Below are 15254 nucleotides of genomic sequence, written 5' to 3'. Positions count from 1 at the left end.
CCCCCCCCCCCCCCCGCCCCCCCGCCCGGGGGCGTCGCCCCGGCGTGGTCACAGGAAGCCGATGACGCAGCCGACCGCGACCAGCAGGCCACCGGCGGTCCGGTTGGTCCATTTCAGCGCGCCCGGCGTCGACAGCACCGCCCGCGCCCGGCCGACGGCGGCGGCGGTGACGAGGTTGCCGGCAAGCGGGATCGCCATCGACAGCACCACGATCGCCACGATGTCGGCGCCGGTGACGTGGCTGAGGTCGAAGAAGCCGGGCAGCACGCCCATGTAGAACAGGATCGCCTTCGGGTTCCCGAGGATCGCGAGGATGCCGGCCGAGAACCCGCCCCACAGCCCCGGCCGCGTCATCCGGCCGTCGGTGCTCAGCGGCTTGCCGGCGTTGCGGATCAGCCCCGCCCCCATCACCAGGAAGATCACCGCCGCGACCCAGCGCAGCACGTGCAGGATCTCGGCCTGCTGGCCCGCCACCACCGACAGCCCGAAGATCGCGAGCAGCGACCACATCAGGTCGCCCAGCGCCACGCCCACCGCCAGCGGCCAGACCCCGGCGAAGCCGCCGGTCAGCCCGCGCGCGATCATCGCCACGAAGACCGGGCCGGGCGTCAGCCACAGGATCAAAAGCGCACCGGCATAAAGCCACAGGCCTTCGGCGGAAAGTGTCATCGGGGCCTCGTGCGGGGCAGGGGATCTGGTGGCGCAGTCATGCCGGGCCGCCGCGCCGCTGTCGAGGGGGCAGTATGGGCGCATCCGGGGGCGGCGGGCCGGGGGCGGCGGGCCGGGGGGCAGGCCGGCGGCCGCGGCCCTCCGGCGGCCGCCGCGCGGCGCCGCGGACCGGGCTAGAGCGCCCGCGCCCAGGTCTGCCCCACGAGGTCCCGGCCGAAGCTGTGGTGCGCGGCCTCGTCCACCAGTTCGAAGCCGGCGCCCTGGTAGATCCGCCGCGCGCTCACCAGGCAATCGTTGGTCCACAGCTCGATGCGCCGGTAGCCCCGCGCCGTGGCGAAGCGCAGGCATTCCTCGACCAGCCGCCGCCCGATCCCCAGGCCCCGCGCCCAGGGCTCGACCCACAGCAACCGCAGCCTGGCCGTGCCCTCGGCCGGTCCCCGGATCACCATGACCGAACCCGCGACCCGTCCCTCGACCTCGGCCATCCACAGCCGCTCGCAGCCCGGGTCGAAGCTTCGCACGAAGCCGGCCACGATCTCGGCCACCAGCGCCTCATAGCTCTGGTCCCAGCCGTATTCCGCGGCGTAAAGCGCGCCGTTGCGCGCGACGATCGTGCCCAGATCGCCCGGCTCGGGGTCGCGCAGCACCACCGTGCGCTCGACCGGCCCGTCGCCCAGCAGCCGCCGCACCGTCTCCATCGCGCCGGTCACCGCCCGCCGGTCGGCCGGCACAAGCGGCCCCAGCAGCGCCGCCACCTCGGCGGCCGAGGCCGCGTCGAGCCCGGCGAAGACCTCGCTCCCCCGCGGCGTCAGGCAAAGCTCCAGGCGCTTGGCATTGCCGGCGCTGGGGCGCCGCTCGACCAGGCCGTCGCTTTCCAGCCCGCCGATCACCCGGCTCAGATACCCGGGATCGACCCGCAGCGCCGCGGCAAGGTCGCGCGCCGCCGGCGCCTGCCCGGCCGGCGCATGGGCGATCTCGTACAGCACCCGCAGCTGCGGCAACGCGAAGTCCGAAGCCAGCATCCGCTCGTCCAGCGCGCCGACCAGCCGGGTGTGGAAGCGGTTGAAGCGGCGCACGGCGGCGATCTCGGCGGGATCGACCTCCACACCGGACGCGACAGGGGGCGGGAGCGAGGTGGTCATGATGCCTGATTCCGGCATGTGTTGCCAAAAGCAACATATGCGGCAGCGCGGCGCCGCGCCATGGAAATTTCCGATCCCTGAATGCGGCGCCCGCTGGGGGTGTACAGGGGGTGCACGGGCGGTGCACGCCCGGCGCCCCCCTGACAACCGTCGCCCCGCCCGGCCCGGTGCCGCTCAGCCCGCGCTCGGCAGGGTCAGCCCGCCATCCTTGGCCAGCGGCCAGAACGGGTTCATCGCCACCTCCCACACATGGCCGTCCGGATCGGCCCAATAGCCGGAATAGCCGCCCCAGAACACCTCCTCGGGGGCCTTCAGCGCCCGGGCCCCGGCCGCGAGGGCGGTGGCATAGGCAGCATCAACCTGCTGCTTCGTCTCGAAATTCTGCGCCAGCGTCACTGCGCCGGTCCCCAGCTCTGCCAGCGGGCGCTTCTGGTCCGCGGCCAAGTCGGCGCGACCGAACAGCGCCAGCACAAGGCCGTTCATCTGGAAGAAGACCACGCCCTCCTCGGCCTGCGCCGGCTGCCAGCCCAGCCGTTCGTAAAAGGCCTGCGCCGCCTCCAGGTCGGCCACCCCCAGGGTGATCAGCGTCACCCGCTGCACCGGCATCCCGCTCATGGCACCTCTCCCGCGCGCACACCGGAAATCCCGGCGCTTTCAGATACTTCCAGGCCCTGTGCCCGATCCCCCAGCCCCTCGAACAGCTCGGGTCCGGTCCCGGTCAGGAAGGCCTGCGCCCCCAGGGCCACGATCTCGTCATAAAGCGCCCGCCGCCGCCCCGCGTCCAGATGCGCCGCGACCTCGTCCATCAGCAGCACCGGCGCGACCCCGCCCTCGGCCGCCAGCGCGCGCGCATTGGCCAGCACCAGCGACAGCAGCAGCGCCTTCTGCTCGCCGGTCGAGCACTGGCCCGCAGGCACGCCCTTGGCGGCATAGATCGCTTCCAGATCCGCGCGATGCGGCCCGACAAGCGTGCGCCCGGCGGCCAAGTCGCGCGCCCGGCCCTCGGCCCAGGCCGCGGTCAGCGCCGCCGCGCCCTGCGGATCGCCCTCGGGCCCGGCCAGCGCCAGCGTCCCCGCGGGGAAGGCGGTCTCGGCCCCGGCCTGCGCCGCGACGATCCGCGCGACGGCCGCGGCCCGGTTCGCCTGGATCCGCGCGCCCTCCTCGGCCATGCGCACCTCCAGCGCCTCGTACCAGCCGCGGTTGCGCGACCCGTCCTTCAGCAGGCGGTTTCGCTGCCGCATCGCCTTCTCATAGGCCAGCGAGGCCTCGGCGTGATCGGGCGCGAAACTCAGCGTCAGCCGGTCGAGGAACCGCCGCCGGCCCTCGGCCGCCTCGATCCACAGCCGGTCCATCGCCGGCACCAGCCAGACCATCGGCACGACGGCGGCCAGCGCCGCCTGCGGCGCGGCCTTGCCGTCGATCTTCACCGAGCGCGAGGCCGCCGCCTCGGCCCCGGTCTCGATCTCGCGGAACACGCCGTCGCGCCGCAGGCCCGCGCTCACCCTCCAGCCGACGGCATCGGGCCGCCGCGCCAGCTCCTCGGCCCCGGCGCGCCGCAGGCCCCGCCCCGGCGACAGCAGCGACACCGCCTCGAGGATGTTGGTCTTGCCCGCCCCGTTCGCTCCCCAGATCGCCACCGGGCGCCCGTCAAACGCAAAAACCGCCCGGCGATGCGAGCGGAACTGGGCGAGCGTCAGCTCATGGATCGCGAGGCCCGGCATCGCGCCCCTTCTCGACTTTGTTCAAATATCCCGGGGGGAGGCCGAAGGCCCGGGGGGCGGAGCCCCCCGTTGTTTCCTCATGCGGGGCAAAGCCCCCCGCCCGCCCGATCTCACACGCGCATCGGCATGACGACATAGACCGCCGAGGTGTCGTTGCCCTCGCGCATCAGCGTCGGATCGCCCGAGGAGTTGAACAGGAACACCGCGTTCTCGCGGTCGACCTGGCTCGCGATCTCCAGCAGGTACTTGGCGTTGAAGCCGATATCCAGCCGCTCGTCGCCATAGGCCACGGCAAGCTCCTCCTCGGCCGCACCCGAATCCGGGGCGTTGACCGACAGCACCAGCCGGTCCTCGTCCAGCGACAGCTTCACCGCGCGCGACCGCTCCGAGGACACGGTGGCGACGCGGTCGACGGCCTTCGCGAACTCGGTCGCGTCCACTTCCAGCCGGCGCGAGTTGCCCATCGGGATCACGCGGCTGTAGTCGGGGAAGGTGCCGTCGATGACCTTCGAGGTCAGGGTGATCGTCGGGGTGGCGAAGCGCACCTTGGTCTCGGACACCGACACCGCGATCTGCGCCTCGTCGTCGTCCAAGAGCTTGCGCAGCTCGCCCACGGTCTTGCGCGGCACGATCACGCCCGGCATCGCCTCGGCGCCCTCGGGCAGGGGGGCGTCGATGCGCGCCAGCCGGTGACCGTCGGTCGCGACGCAGCGCAGCACCTGGCCATCCTCGCCCTGCGCGACATGCATGTAGACGCCGTTCAGGTAATAGCGCGTCTCCTCGGTCGAGATCGCGAATTTCGCCTTGTCGAACAGGCGGCGCAGCACCGGGGCAGGGGCCGAGAAATTCGCCGAGTATTCCGACGAGGCCATGACCGGGAAATCTTCCTTGGGCAGCGTCGCGAGGTTGAAGGTCGACCGGCCCGCGGTCACCGTCAGCCGGCCCGAGGCGGCGTCCTCGGCCAGCGACACCAGCGCGCCGTCGGGCAGCTTGCGGATGATCTCGTGCAGCGTCACGGCCGAGACGGTGGTCGCACCGGCACGCTCGACATGGGCCACGGCGCGGTCGACGACCTCGATGTCCAGATCGGTCGCGCGGAAGCTGACGCCCTCGCCCTCGGCCTCGATCAGCACGTTGGCAAGGATCGGGATCGTGTTGCGACGCTCCACCACCGATTGTGCCTGACCCACGGCCTTCAGTAGCGTGCCGCGTTCGATCGAGAACTTCATTCAAACCCCCATGTCGCCGGGAGGGGTACGGTACAGCAGATCCCCGCCGGCTCAAGTGCCTTCGACCTGGTCCGGCCGTCCGGGCGACTGTGTGTGCTGCGCCCCGGCGCGTCAAGGCGCGCCGGGCATCGCTGCGGCTTTCAGGTCACGGTTCCCGCGGGGACCCGTGTCCGGGCTGCGTCACGACGACATCAGCCGGCGCAGCAGGTCCAGATCCTCGGCCAGCTGGTTGTCGCTGCCGCGCAGCTCCTCGATCTTGCGGATGCCGTGCATGATCGTGGTGTGGTCGCGCCCGCCGAAGCGGCGGCCGATGTCGGGCAGCGACCGGGTGGTCATGTGCTTGGACAGGTACATCGCGATCTGGCGCGGCCGGGCGATGGTGCGCTGGCGCTTGGGCCCGATCAGGTCGGCAAGGCGGACGTTGTAGTGCTCGGCGACCTTGCGCTGGATCTCCTCGATCGTGACGCGGCGGTCGCTCGCGCGCAGGATGTCGGCCAGGCAGTCCTGCGCCAGCTCCAGCGTGATCGGCTTGTTCAGCAGCGAGGCGAAGGCGAAGAGCCGCGTCAGCGCACCTTCCAGCACCCGCACGTTGGTGGTGATGCGGTGGGCAAGGAACTCCAGCACGCCATGCGCCAGCTCGAGCCCCTTGTACTGGCCGCTGTCGCGCGCCTGCTCGGCCTTGGTCTGCAGGATGCCGAGGCGCAGCTCGTAATCCGTGGGATGCAGATCGACGACGAGACCGCATTGCAGGCGCGACTTGATCCGGTCTTCCAGGTCCTTGATCTCGCCCGGCGCGCGGTCGGCCGAGATCACGATCTGCTTGTTCTGGTCCACGAGCGCGTTGAACGTGTGGAAGAATTCTTCCTGGGTCGAATCCTTGCCGGCGATGAACTGCACGTCGTCGACCATCAGCACGTCGACCGAGCGGAAGATCGACTTGAAGTCCATCACCTGCTTGTCGCGCAGCGCCTGCACGAAGCGGTACATGAACTGCTCTGCCGACAGGTACAGCACCTTCAGCTCGGGCCGGCGGGTCTGCAGCTCGTGCGCGATCGCATGCATCAGGTGCGTCTTGCCAAGCCCGACGCCGCCGTAAAGGAACAGCGGGTTGAAGGTGACCGGGCCGCCCTCGGCCACGCGGCGCGCGGCGGCATGGGCCAGCGCGTTCGGCTTGCCGACGACGAAGCTGTCGAAGGTGAAACGGGCGTCGAGCGCGGCGCCCGGCAGCTCCTCGGTCGCGGCGGCGGCCGGGGCCTTGCGCGCGGCCGGGGCGGCCTTGGCGCGGGCGATGGCGGCAGCCGGGGCAGGGGCGGCGTCATCCGCGGCGTCGGACGGGCGGGCGGCGGCACGGACCCCGCCCCGGGGCACGGCGAATTCCAGGCGGTCGACCTCGGCGCCGGTGCGCTGCAGCACCTGGCGGATCTGCTCGCCGAAATTGCGCGACACCCACTCGCCCATGAACGTGGTCGGCACTTCGATCCGGGCGATCCCGGATTTCAGGCCGGCAAATTTCAACGGCTCGATCCAGGTCACAAAATTGTTGTGGCCCAGAGACTTGAGCAACTCGCTCCGAACCTGTCCCCAGCTGTCTTCAGCCATTATTGTTCTGTCCATTCTGTCTGCAGGCGGAACCCCCACGGCCCGCTACGACCCTCACGTCAGGGACGCCGCATCCGGCCCGGCCCGCGGAGGGCGGGTCGGGTCGCAGACAGCTCGATCGTCCACGCCCGGCAGTCCGGGCGCGCCTCTCGATATCGGGACAGTCACGTGTCGTGCTCGTCCGTCCGATCGCTCGGTCCCTCCGCCGTGGCAGCGGCGGTTCCGGCACCTGGCAGGGTGTCGGTGGCGGGGCGAGCGATCTCCCCCAGTCGATGTGAATCGCAGGGCCAAGCTAGACCGGGGCCCGAAACCTCCGCAACAGAACTTCACGCTTGACGGGAAGTTTACGCGACCGAATCCCAGCGCCCGTGCAAGACTGCCACGCTGATCTGCAAGGCGTTGAAAAACAACAAAAAGGGCGCGGCAGTCTGCCGCGCCCTTCGAAAATGCTCAGGTTTTGCCGGGGGTCCGGATCAGGCGGCCGACAGGGCCTTCACGCGCGACGAGAGGCGCGACATCTTGCGGGCCACGGTGTTCTTGTGCAGCACGCCCTTGGTGATGCCACGGGCCAGTTCCGGCTGGGCGGCCTTGAGCGCGGCGGCGGCGGCTTCGGCGTCGCCCGAGGCGATCGCTTCCTCGACCTTGCGCAGGTAGGTGCGGATGCGCGAGCGGCGGGCCTTGTTGATGTCGTAGCGACGCTCGTTCTGGCGGGCGCGTTTCTTGGACTGTGCGGTATTGGCCATGGTGTGGCTCCCCTCTGGCGGGCGAATGCAAAATTGATAGCGTGATCGCCCCACCACCGGGTTCGGTACCGGCTGATTCCGGCCAAAGCGGGCCTCACACGCATGATCCGCCGGCCTATAGGCAGTTTCCCGGCCCTTGGAAAGCGAAAACCGCGCCAGGGGCGCGGTCCGGGGGGCGGCGACGGGGGCGGGGCGGGCCTGAGGGCGGGCCCCTCAGCGGTCGCGGAACTGCGGCGTGCGCTTTTCCAGGAAGGCCGACATGCCCTCTTTCTGGTCCTCGGTCGCGAAGAGCGCGTGGAACAGCCGGCGCTCGAACAGCACCCCCTCGCGCAGCGTCGTCTCATAGCTGCGGTTCACGGCCTCCTTGACCGCCATCACCGTCAGCCCCGATTTCTCGGCGATCTTCTTGGCGGCCGCCATCGCCTCGGGGACCAGCTTGCCCGCCGGCACGACCCGGCTGACAAGGCCCGAGCGCTCGGCCTCGGCCGCGTCCATGAACCGGCCGGTCAGGTGCATGTCCATCGACTTGGACTTGCCGACGAACCGGGTCAGCCGCTGGGTGCCGCCGATCCCTGCCACGACGCCCAGGTTGATCTCGGGCTGGCCGAACTTGGCGGTGTCCGAGCAGATGATGAAGTCGCACATCATCGCCAGCTCGCACCCGCCGCCGAGCGCGTAGCCCGACACCGCGGCGATGACCGGCTTGCGCGTGCGCAGGATCGCCTCGCTCTCGCCGGCGAAATAGTCCGAGCCGAACATGTCGACGAAGCTTTTCTCCGACATCTCCTTGATGTCGGCACCGGCGGCAAAGGCCTTTTCGGACCCGGTGAGGACGATGCAGCGCACCTTTTCGTTGTCGTCGGCGGCCTTCAGCGCGTCGGCAAGTTCCCCCAGAAGCTGGGAGTTCAGGGCGTTCAAGGCATCGGGGCGATTGAGACGGATCAGGGAGACGTAGTCTTCGACTTCGACGATCAGCGTCTGATAGGCCATCGGGTAACCCTTCCTTTGGTCGGCAGAGTCCTACCATGACCGGGCGGTTTGGCAAGCAACTCGCCGCCGATCGCCGCGGCGCGGCGCGACCGCGACCCAACGTTTGCGGGCCGGCGCGGGGCGGCGCGGCCCCCGCGCCCGATCGTCGCGGCGCCCCGGACGGGCGCTTCGGGCGGGCTGAAGGCGGGCTGAAGGCGGGCCGCGGGTGGTCCGCGGGTGGTTCGGGCAGGGGGCGCCCGCATTCATCAAGCGCCCAAGCTTTGACCAGCCGCCCCGCGGCGCTGCCCAAGGTCAGCCCTGCGTGATGATCATACCAGTCTGCCGCCCGCGCGGGATGTATTTCTGCGCTGCGGCATGGCAGGTTTCCGGGACGGAGGATTGCCTACAGCCCAGGATTTCGACTCATGATCGCCCTTGTTTTTATGGCTTGCCTGCCGAACGGCGCCAGCGATTGCCGCGAGCAGCAGCTTCTGTTTTCGTCCGAGAACCTCACCCCCTACATGTGCCTGATGCAGGCCCAGCCCGAGCTTGCGAAATGGACCGCCGGCCATCCCGGCTGGACCATCGCCAAATGGGGCTGCCGCCGGGTCGCGCAGGGCGAAGCCTCGCTGTGACCGGGGGGGCGGCTCCGCCCTTTGGCTGAATTGCGACCGATCACAGGCCGGTGACACACTCCCGCCATGCCGCGCGTATTGCGGCAGTCACGGGAGGAGTGACCGGCCATGACCTATGAACATGTGAAGATTCACCCGGCTGTGGACGGCGGCATCAAGCCCGCCGCGCCCGGATTCGCCGGAGGCACGCTGACCTGCCTCTGCGCCACCGACCCGGTCGAGGTGACGGTGGGCGGGCAGACCGCGCACAACCATGTCTGCGGCTGCACCAAGTGCTGGAAGCCCGAGGGCGCGATCTTCAGCCAGGTGGCCGTCGTCGGACGCGACGCGGTGACGGTGACGAAGAACGGCCACAAGCTGAAGATCGTCAACGAGGCCGCGCCGATCCAGCGCCACGCCTGCACCGGCTGCGGCGCGCACATGTACGGGCGCATCGAGAACACCGGCCATCCGTTCTACGGGCTCGACTTCGTCCATACCGAGCTGTCGCCGCAATCGGGCTGGTCCGAGCCGCAGTTCGCGGCCTTCGTCTCGTCGGTGATCGAATCCGGCGTCGATCCGTCGCGGATGGACGACATCCGCGCCCGGCTGCGCGAACTTGGGCTCGAGCCCTACGATGCGCTTTCGCCGCCGCTGATGGACGCCATTGCGACGCATGTGGCCAAGACTTCCGGTGCGCTTGCAGCCTGATGGCGCGCAGGCTACCCCTTGCCGCGCTGCCGCATGATGGCAGCGCGGTCTTTGCGATCCGAGAGAGGACAGTTCCATGCGCACCCGTGCCGCCGTCGCCGTTGCACCCGGCAAACCGTTGGAAATCATGGAGGTCAACCTCGAAGGCCCGAAGGCCGGCGAGGTGCTGGTCGAGATCAAGGCCACCGGCATCTGCCACACCGACGAGTTCACCCTGTCGGGCGCCGATCCCGAGGGCATCTTCCCCGCGATCCTCGGCCATGAGGGCGCGGGCGTGGTGATCGAGGTCGGCGAGGGCGTGACCTCGCTCAAGCCCGGCGACCACGTGATCCCGCTCTACACCCCCGAATGCCGCGAGTGCCCCTCGTGCCTGTCGCGCAAGACCAACCTGTGCACCGCGATCCGCGCGACGCAAGGCCAGGGCCTGATGCCCGACGGCACCACGCGCTTCTCGATGCTCGATGGCACGCCGATCTACCACTACATGGGCTGCTCGACCTTCGCGAACCACACGGTGATGCCCGAGATCGCGCTGGCCAAGGTCGACCCGGCCGCGCCCTTCGACAAGATCTGCTACATCGGCTGCGGCGTCACCACCGGCATCGGCGCGGTGCTGAACACCGCCAAGGTCGAGATCGGCGCGAAAGCCGTGGTCTTCGGCCTGGGCGGCATCGGTCTGAACGTCATCCAGGGCCTGAAGATGGCCGGGGCCGACATGATCATCGGCGTCGACCTGAACAACGACAAGAAGGAATGGGGCGAGAAGTTCGGGATGACCCACTTCGTCAACCCCAAGGAGATCGAGGGCTCGGTCGTGAGCCACATCGTCGAGATGACCAAGACCCCGTTCGACAAGATCGGCGGCGCGGACTACTCGTTCGACTGCACCGGCAACGTCAAGGTGATGCGCGACGCGCTGGAATGCACCCACCGCGGCTGGGGTGTCTCGGTCGTGATCGGCGTGGCGCCCGCGGGGGCCGAGATCCAGACCCGCCCGTTCCAGCTGGTCACCGGCCGGGTCTGGAAGGGCACGGCCTTCGGCGGCGCCCGCGGCCGGACCGACGTTCCGCAGATCGTCGACTGGTACATGGACGGCAAGATCGAGATCGACTCGATGATCACCCACACGCTCAAGCTCGAGGACATCAACAAGGGCTTCGAGCTGATGCATGAGGGCAAGTCGATCCGCTCGGTCGTCATCTACTGACCTTCGGCCCCCGGGCCGCGCGCGGGGCCGGTCTTCCGGCCCCGTTTCCATGTTCGAAAACGATCGGGAGATCACCGATGGCGATGAAGACCGTCTCCGAGAACGCGAGCTTCGGCGGGGTGCAGGGCGTCTATTCCCATGCCGCCAGCTCCACCGCCTGCGACATGACCTTCGCGGTCTACCTGCCGCCCGAGGCGAAGACCGCGAAGGTGCCGGTGCTGTGGTACCTGTCGGGGCTGACCTGCACGCATGAGAACGCGATGACCAAGGCCGGCGCGCAGGCCTGGGCCGCGGCCTACGGGATCGCGGTGATCTTCCCCGACACCAGCCCCCGCGGCGAGGGCGTCGCGAATGACGAGGCCTACGACCTTGGCCAGGGCGCGGGCTTCTACGTGAACGCGACGCAGGATCCCTGGGCCCCGCATTTCCGCATGTGGGACTACGTGAAGACCGAGCTGCCGAAGCTCGTCTTCGACGAGCTGCCGCTCGACCCGTCCCGGCAGGGCATCACCGGCCATTCGATGGGCGGGCACGGCGCGCTGACGCTGGCGATGACCGACCCTGACACATACCGCTCGGTCTCGGCCTTCGCGCCGATCGCGCATCCGACGGCCTCGGACTGGGGCCGCAAGCAGCTGAACGCCTATCTCGGACCCGACGAGACCACCTGGGCCGCGCACGACTCGACGCTTCTGATGCGCGAGCGCGGCTATCCGGGCGAGATCCTGATCGACCAGGGCGCGAGCGACAACTTCCTCGACCTGCTGAAGCCCGAGGCGTTGGCCGAGGCGGCGGCGAAGCGGCGCCAGCCTGTGCAGTTCCGGATGCAGCCCGGCTACGACCACAGCTATTTCTTCGTCTCCAGCTTCATGGAAGACCACGTCGCCTGGCACGCCGAGCGCCTGGGCGCCTGACCGGCGTCTCTGTCCGGCCCCTGAACGCCCGGGGCCGGGGCAGCGCCCCGGTCCCCATCAGCCTGTCGTCGGCCTCTCGTCCGCACCTGTGGGCACCCTCTGCGCGGGGGAGCCGGGGGGTGCCGGGACGTTCCCGCGCGCCTGCGAAGCGGGCCGCGACAGCCCTCATACCTTAGGGTGACGCGCCCCTGCGGCCCGTTGACGCAGCCGTGATTGGCCCGCCAGATTGGCGTCATTGGAGCGCGGCCCCGGCTTTGGGAGGAGCCCTGATCCGGACTTCCGGATCAAAGCCGCGCTCTCCGCACCCAGGGAGGAGCCCCCGATGAAACATGTCATGCTCGGCGTCGCCGCGACGCTCTTGCTGACGACCGCCGCCGCCAGCGCCAACGAGTCGCTGATGGAGGTGATGAAGGACCCCAAGCAGTTCGGCACCCAGCTCGGCAATTACGCCGGCACGCGCTATTCCGAGCTTGACCAGATCACCAAGGACAACGTGGGCGACCTGCGCGTCGACTGGACCTTCTCGACCGGCGTGCTGCGCGGCCACGAGGGCGCGCCCCTGGTCATCGGCGACATCATGTATGTCCACGCGCCGTTCCCCAACACGGTCTACGCGCTCGACCTCAACGACGAGGGCAAGATCATCTGGCGCTACACGCCGCAGCAGAACCCCGACGTGATCGGCGTGATGTGCTGCGACACCGTGAACCGCGGCGTGGCCTATGGCGACGGGATGATCTTCCTCGGCCAGGCCGACAACACGCTGGTGGCGCTGGATGCCAAGACCGGCGAGGTGAAGTGGCAGGTGCAGAACGGCGACGCCGCCAAGGGCGAAACCAACACCTCGGCGCCCTTCGTGGTCAAGGACAAGGTGCTGATCGGCATCTCGGGCGGCGAATACGGCGTGCGCGGCCACATGACCGCCTACAACATCAAGGACGGCAGCCAGGCCTGGCGCGCCTATTCGACCGGCCCGGACGAGGAGATGCTGGTCGATCCCGAGAAGACCATGGTCCTGGGCAAGCCGATCGGCGCCAACAGCTCGATCGACAGCTGGGAAGGCGACCAGTGGCAGATCGGCGGCGGCACCACCTGGGGCTGGACCACCTACGACCCCGAGCTGAACCTGGTCTATTACGGCACCGGCAACCCCTCGACCTGGAACCCGGCGCAGCGCCCGGGCGACAACAAGTGGTCGATGACGATCATGGCCCGCGACGCCGACACCGGCATGGCCAAGTGGTTCTACCAGAAGACCCCGCATGACGAGTGGGACTATGACGGCGTCAACGAGCACGTGCTGATCGACAAGGAGATGGACGGGCAGATGCGCAAGCTGCTCGTGACCTTCGACCGCAACGGCTTCGCCTACACGATGGACCGCGAGAGCGGCGAGCTGCTGGTGGCCGAGAAATACGACCCCGCCGTCAACTGGGCGACCGAGGTCAACATGGACAAGAACTCGGACCAGTACGGCCGCCCGCAGGTCGTGGCCGAGTACTCGACCGAGCAGAACGGCGAGGACGTCAACACCACCGGCGTCTGCCCGGCGGCGCTGGGCTCCAAGGACCAGCAGCCCTCGGCCTACAGCCCGAAGACCGGGCTGAACTACGTGCCCACCAACCACGTCTGCATGGACTACGAGCCGTTCCGCGTCAGCTACGCCGCCGGGCAGCCCTATGTCGGCGCGACGCTGTCGATGTTCCCGGCCCCGAACAGCCACGGCGGCATGGGCAACTTCATCGCCTGGGACGCCGCGACCGGCGAGATCAAGTGGTCGCTGCCCGAGCAGTTCTCGGTCTGGTCCGGCGCGCTGGCCACCGCGGGCGACGTGGTCTTTTACGGCACGCTCGAGGGCTACCTGAAGGCGGTCGATGCCACCACGGGCGAGGAGCTTTACAAGTTCAAGACGCCCTCGGGGATCATCGGCAACGTGATGACCTACGAGCATGACGGCAAGCAGTACGTGGGCGTGCTGTCGGGCGTCGGCGGCTGGGCGGGCATCGGCCTTGCCGCGGGCCTGACCAACGCCAACGACGGTCTCGGCGCCGTCGGCGGCTATGCCGCGCTGTCGGACTACACCGCGCTCGGCGGTCAGCTGACCGTCTTCGCGCTGCCCGACTGACCCGGCCCGCAACCGTGATCCGGCGCCGTCCCGCTACAGCGGGGCGGCGTTTTCGCTGCGGTCTCGCTGCGCAGCGAAATGACGCCGCGACCAACTAAAGGCTGACGCGACAGCCCCCGGGCCGCGCCCTAGCTTGATCCCCGACAGCTCTTTGGGAGGAGAGACCATGATGCCCGAGACCCTGCGCCTCGCGACCCGGATCGGCGCGGTGCTGATCCTGGCGGCGACCGCCACGGCCGCGCCCGCCGCCGAGAAGACCGCCGCGGATCTCGCGGCCGTGTCGAACGACGGCATCCGCAACTTCGACGCCAACGACGAGCCGACCTACAAGATCGCCGAGGACGGCACGGTCGACTGGAACACCTTCTCGGGCTTCCGCCGCTATCACGCGGAATGCCATGTCTGCCACGGGCCGGACGGCGAGGGGTCGACCTACGCGCCGGCGCTGAAGAAAAGCGTGCTGCGGCTGGACTACTACGAGTTCCAGGGCATCGTCGCCGGCGGCAAGCAGGAGGTCGGCAACGCGCAGAACCAGGTGATGCCCGCCTTCGGCACCAACCCGAACGTGATGTGCTACCTCGACGACATCTACACCTACCTTCTGGCCCGCGGCACCGACGCGATCCCGCGCGGCCGGCCGGCGAAGAAGGAGGACAAGCCCGAGGCCTACACCGAGGCCGAGGACGAATGCATGGGAGGCTGAGATGCGCGCCGCAGGTCTCGCGACGGTACTCGTCTCGGCGCTCGCGGTGCTGGCGGGCGGGGCGCAGGCGCAGGTCGCCGACCTCGTCGACCGCTCGGCGCTGCGGGTCTGCGCCGATCCCGGCAACCTGCCGCTGTCGGCGCGCGACGGCAGCGGATTCGAGAACGCGATCGCCGAGCTGATGGGCCGCGCGCTCGACCGGCCGGTGCGCTACACGTGGTTTCCCCAGGTGATGGGCTTCGTGCGCAAGACGCTGGCGGCGGGGGAATGCGATCTCGTCATCGGCTATGCCCAAGGCGACGAGATGGTGCTGAACACCAACCATTACTACACTTCGACCCATGTGCTGGTGACGCGGGCGGACGACGCGCTGGCGACGGTCGAGCGGCTGGACGACCCGGCGCTGCAGGGCCACCGGCTGGGCGTCGTCGTCGGCTCGCCGCCGGCCACGCACCTGGCGCGGGCGGGGCTGATGAAGCTTGCCCATCCCTACAACCTGATGGTCGACCGCCGCGTCGAGGATCCCGCCGGGCAGATGCTCGACGACCTGCAGGCCGGGCGGATCGACGGCGCGCTGCTGTGGGGGCCGATCGGCGGGCCGCTGGCCAAGGCGCGCGGGCTGTCGGTGATGCCGCTGCTGCACGAGACCGCGGCGCCGAAGCTGTGGTACCGGATCACGATGGGCGTGCGGCAGGGAGAGCTGGACTGGAAGCACGAGCTGAACTCGCAGATCCGCCGCCACCAGGACGAGATCGACCGGATCCTCGTCGATGCCGGGGTGCCGATCCTGGACGATTACGGCACCGCGCTGAAGCAGGTCGCGAACTGAAGGCTCAGCCAGAAGTATGATGGCGCCCGCGCACGGCGTCCTGTCTTCTGGACCGCGAGAAGGCCCGGGTCGCGCCCGC

General features: G+C 69.4%; 15 protein-coding genes. 7 read left to right on the top strand and 8 right to left on the bottom strand.

Annotation, left to right across the window (positions count from 1 at the left end):
* Positions 1-48 precede the first annotated feature (48 nt).
* The 8 genes from V8J39_RS15810 to V8J39_RS15775 form a co-directional block, all read right to left on the bottom strand.
* Positions 49-669 (bottom strand): LysE family translocator, encoded by a 621-nt coding sequence (locus V8J39_RS15810; protein WP_336461893.1) that lies wholly within the window; start codon positions 667-669, stop codon positions 49-51.
* A gap of 173 nt (positions 670-842) precedes the next feature.
* Positions 843-1811, bottom strand: a complete 969-nt coding sequence (locus V8J39_RS15805; RefSeq protein WP_336461892.1) for a bifunctional helix-turn-helix transcriptional regulator/GNAT family N-acetyltransferase — start codon at positions 1809-1811, stop codon at positions 843-845.
* 174 nt (positions 1812-1985) lie between these two features.
* Positions 1986-2417 (bottom strand): VOC family protein, encoded by a 432-nt coding sequence (locus tag V8J39_RS15800; RefSeq protein WP_336461913.1) that lies wholly within the window; start codon positions 2415-2417, stop codon positions 1986-1988.
* Positions 2418-2422: 5 nt separating this feature from the next.
* Positions 2423-3532 carry a DNA replication/repair protein RecF gene (gene recF / locus V8J39_RS15795; protein ID WP_336461891.1) on the bottom strand — a complete coding sequence of 370 codons (1110 nt, stop codon included), beginning with the start codon at positions 3530-3532 and terminating at the stop codon, positions 2423-2425.
* A 110-nt stretch (positions 3533-3642) separates the two neighbouring features.
* A complete protein-coding gene (gene dnaN, locus V8J39_RS15790; protein ID WP_336461890.1) occupies positions 3643-4761 on the bottom strand; it encodes a DNA polymerase III subunit beta in 1119 nt (372 codons plus the stop codon).
* A gap of 180 nt (positions 4762-4941) precedes the next feature.
* Positions 4942-6360: a chromosomal replication initiator protein DnaA gene (dnaA, locus tag V8J39_RS15785; RefSeq protein WP_336461889.1), complete on the bottom strand. Its 1419-nt coding sequence runs from the start codon at positions 6358-6360 to the stop codon at positions 4942-4944.
* A 473-nt stretch (positions 6361-6833) separates the two neighbouring features.
* Positions 6834-7103, bottom strand: coding sequence for a 30S ribosomal protein S20 (gene rpsT / locus V8J39_RS15780; RefSeq protein WP_336461888.1), 270 nt, complete (start codon positions 7101-7103; stop codon positions 6834-6836).
* 213 nt (positions 7104-7316) lie between these two features.
* Positions 7317-8093, bottom strand: a complete 777-nt coding sequence (locus tag V8J39_RS15775; protein WP_336461887.1) for an enoyl-CoA hydratase — start codon at positions 8091-8093, stop codon at positions 7317-7319.
* 404 nt (positions 8094-8497) lie between these two features.
* Between V8J39_RS15775 and V8J39_RS15770 the strand changes: the two genes are divergently transcribed.
* The 7 genes from V8J39_RS15770 to V8J39_RS15740 all read left to right on the top strand — a co-directional run bounded on the left by V8J39_RS15770 (position 8498) and on the right by V8J39_RS15740 (position 15175).
* Entirely contained in the window at positions 8498-8707 is a 210-nt protein-coding gene (locus V8J39_RS15770; RefSeq protein WP_336461886.1) for a hypothetical protein, read from the top strand.
* 108 nt (positions 8708-8815) lie between these two features.
* Positions 8816-9397, top strand: a complete 582-nt coding sequence (gene gfa / locus V8J39_RS15765) for an S-(hydroxymethyl)glutathione synthase (RefSeq protein ID WP_336461885.1) — start codon at positions 8816-8818, stop codon at positions 9395-9397.
* Positions 9398-9473: 76 nt separating this feature from the next.
* Positions 9474-10604: an S-(hydroxymethyl)glutathione dehydrogenase/class III alcohol dehydrogenase gene (locus V8J39_RS15760; protein ID WP_336461884.1), complete on the top strand. Its 1131-nt coding sequence runs from the start codon at positions 9474-9476 to the stop codon at positions 10602-10604.
* A 77-nt stretch (positions 10605-10681) separates the two neighbouring features.
* Positions 10682-11518 (top strand): S-formylglutathione hydrolase, encoded by an 837-nt coding sequence (gene fghA / locus V8J39_RS15755; RefSeq protein WP_336461883.1) that lies wholly within the window; start codon positions 10682-10684, stop codon positions 11516-11518.
* Positions 11519-11840: 322 nt separating this feature from the next.
* On the top strand, positions 11841-13643 hold the full coding sequence (locus V8J39_RS15750; protein WP_336461882.1) for a methanol/ethanol family PQQ-dependent dehydrogenase: 1803 nt from the start codon (positions 11841-11843) through the stop codon (positions 13641-13643).
* A gap of 169 nt (positions 13644-13812) precedes the next feature.
* Entirely contained in the window at positions 13813-14346 is a 534-nt protein-coding gene (locus tag V8J39_RS15745) for a c-type cytochrome, methanol metabolism-related (RefSeq protein WP_442902604.1), read from the top strand.
* A 1-nt stretch (position 14347) separates the two neighbouring features.
* A complete protein-coding gene (locus tag V8J39_RS15740; RefSeq protein WP_336461880.1) occupies positions 14348-15175 on the top strand; it encodes a substrate-binding domain-containing protein in 828 nt (275 codons plus the stop codon).
* Positions 15176-15254: the final 79 nt, after the last annotated feature.

The organism is Frigidibacter sp. MR17.24, assembly GCF_037095655.1.
In the GTDB taxonomy this organism is placed as follows: domain Bacteria; phylum Pseudomonadota; class Alphaproteobacteria; order Rhodobacterales; family Rhodobacteraceae; genus Frigidibacter.
Note: the sequence above shows the minus strand (reverse complement) of the source record. Positions and strands in the feature narration are given on the sequence as shown.

What these genes read in the sequence shown, in the direction of transcription:
- dnaN (WP_336461890.1), bottom strand. Translation starts at nt 4,761, where the DNA reads ATGAAGTTCTCGATCGAACGCGGCACGCTACTGAAGGCCGTGGGTCAG.
- rpsT (WP_336461888.1), bottom strand. Translation starts at nt 7,103, where the DNA reads ATGGCCAATACCGCACAGTCCAAGAAACGCGCCCGCCAGAACGAGCGT.
- gfa (WP_336461885.1), top strand. Translation starts at nt 8,816, where the DNA reads ATGACCTATGAACATGTGAAGATTCACCCGGCTGTGGACGGCGGCATC.
- recF (WP_336461891.1), bottom strand. Translation starts at nt 3,532, where the DNA reads ATGCCGGGCCTCGCGATCCATGAGCTGACGCTCGCCCAGTTCCGCTCG.
- V8J39_RS15770 (WP_336461886.1), top strand. Translation starts at nt 8,498, where the DNA reads ATGATCGCCCTTGTTTTTATGGCTTGCCTGCCGAACGGCGCCAGCGAT.
- V8J39_RS15775 (WP_336461887.1), bottom strand. Translation starts at nt 8,093, where the DNA reads ATGGCCTATCAGACGCTGATCGTCGAAGTCGAAGACTACGTCTCCCTG.
- dnaA (WP_336461889.1), bottom strand. Translation starts at nt 6,360, where the DNA reads ATGGCTGAAGACAGCTGGGGACAGGTTCGGAGCGAGTTGCTCAAGTCT.
- V8J39_RS15745 (WP_442902604.1), top strand. Translation starts at nt 13,813, where the DNA reads ATGCCCGAGACCCTGCGCCTCGCGACCCGGATCGGCGCGGTGCTGATC.
- V8J39_RS15810 (WP_336461893.1), bottom strand. Translation starts at nt 669, where the DNA reads ATGACACTTTCCGCCGAAGGCCTGTGGCTTTATGCCGGTGCGCTTTTG.
- V8J39_RS15800 (WP_336461913.1), bottom strand. Translation starts at nt 2,417, where the DNA reads ATGCCGGTGCAGCGGGTGACGCTGATCACCCTGGGGGTGGCCGACCTG.
- V8J39_RS15750 (WP_336461882.1), top strand. Translation starts at nt 11,841, where the DNA reads ATGAAACATGTCATGCTCGGCGTCGCCGCGACGCTCTTGCTGACGACC.
- V8J39_RS15760 (WP_336461884.1), top strand. Translation starts at nt 9,474, where the DNA reads ATGCGCACCCGTGCCGCCGTCGCCGTTGCACCCGGCAAACCGTTGGAA.
- V8J39_RS15740 (WP_336461880.1), top strand. Translation starts at nt 14,348, where the DNA reads ATGCGCGCCGCAGGTCTCGCGACGGTACTCGTCTCGGCGCTCGCGGTG.
- V8J39_RS15805 (WP_336461892.1), bottom strand. Translation starts at nt 1,811, where the DNA reads ATGACCACCTCGCTCCCGCCCCCTGTCGCGTCCGGTGTGGAGGTCGAT.
- fghA (WP_336461883.1), top strand. Translation starts at nt 10,682, where the DNA reads ATGGCGATGAAGACCGTCTCCGAGAACGCGAGCTTCGGCGGGGTGCAG.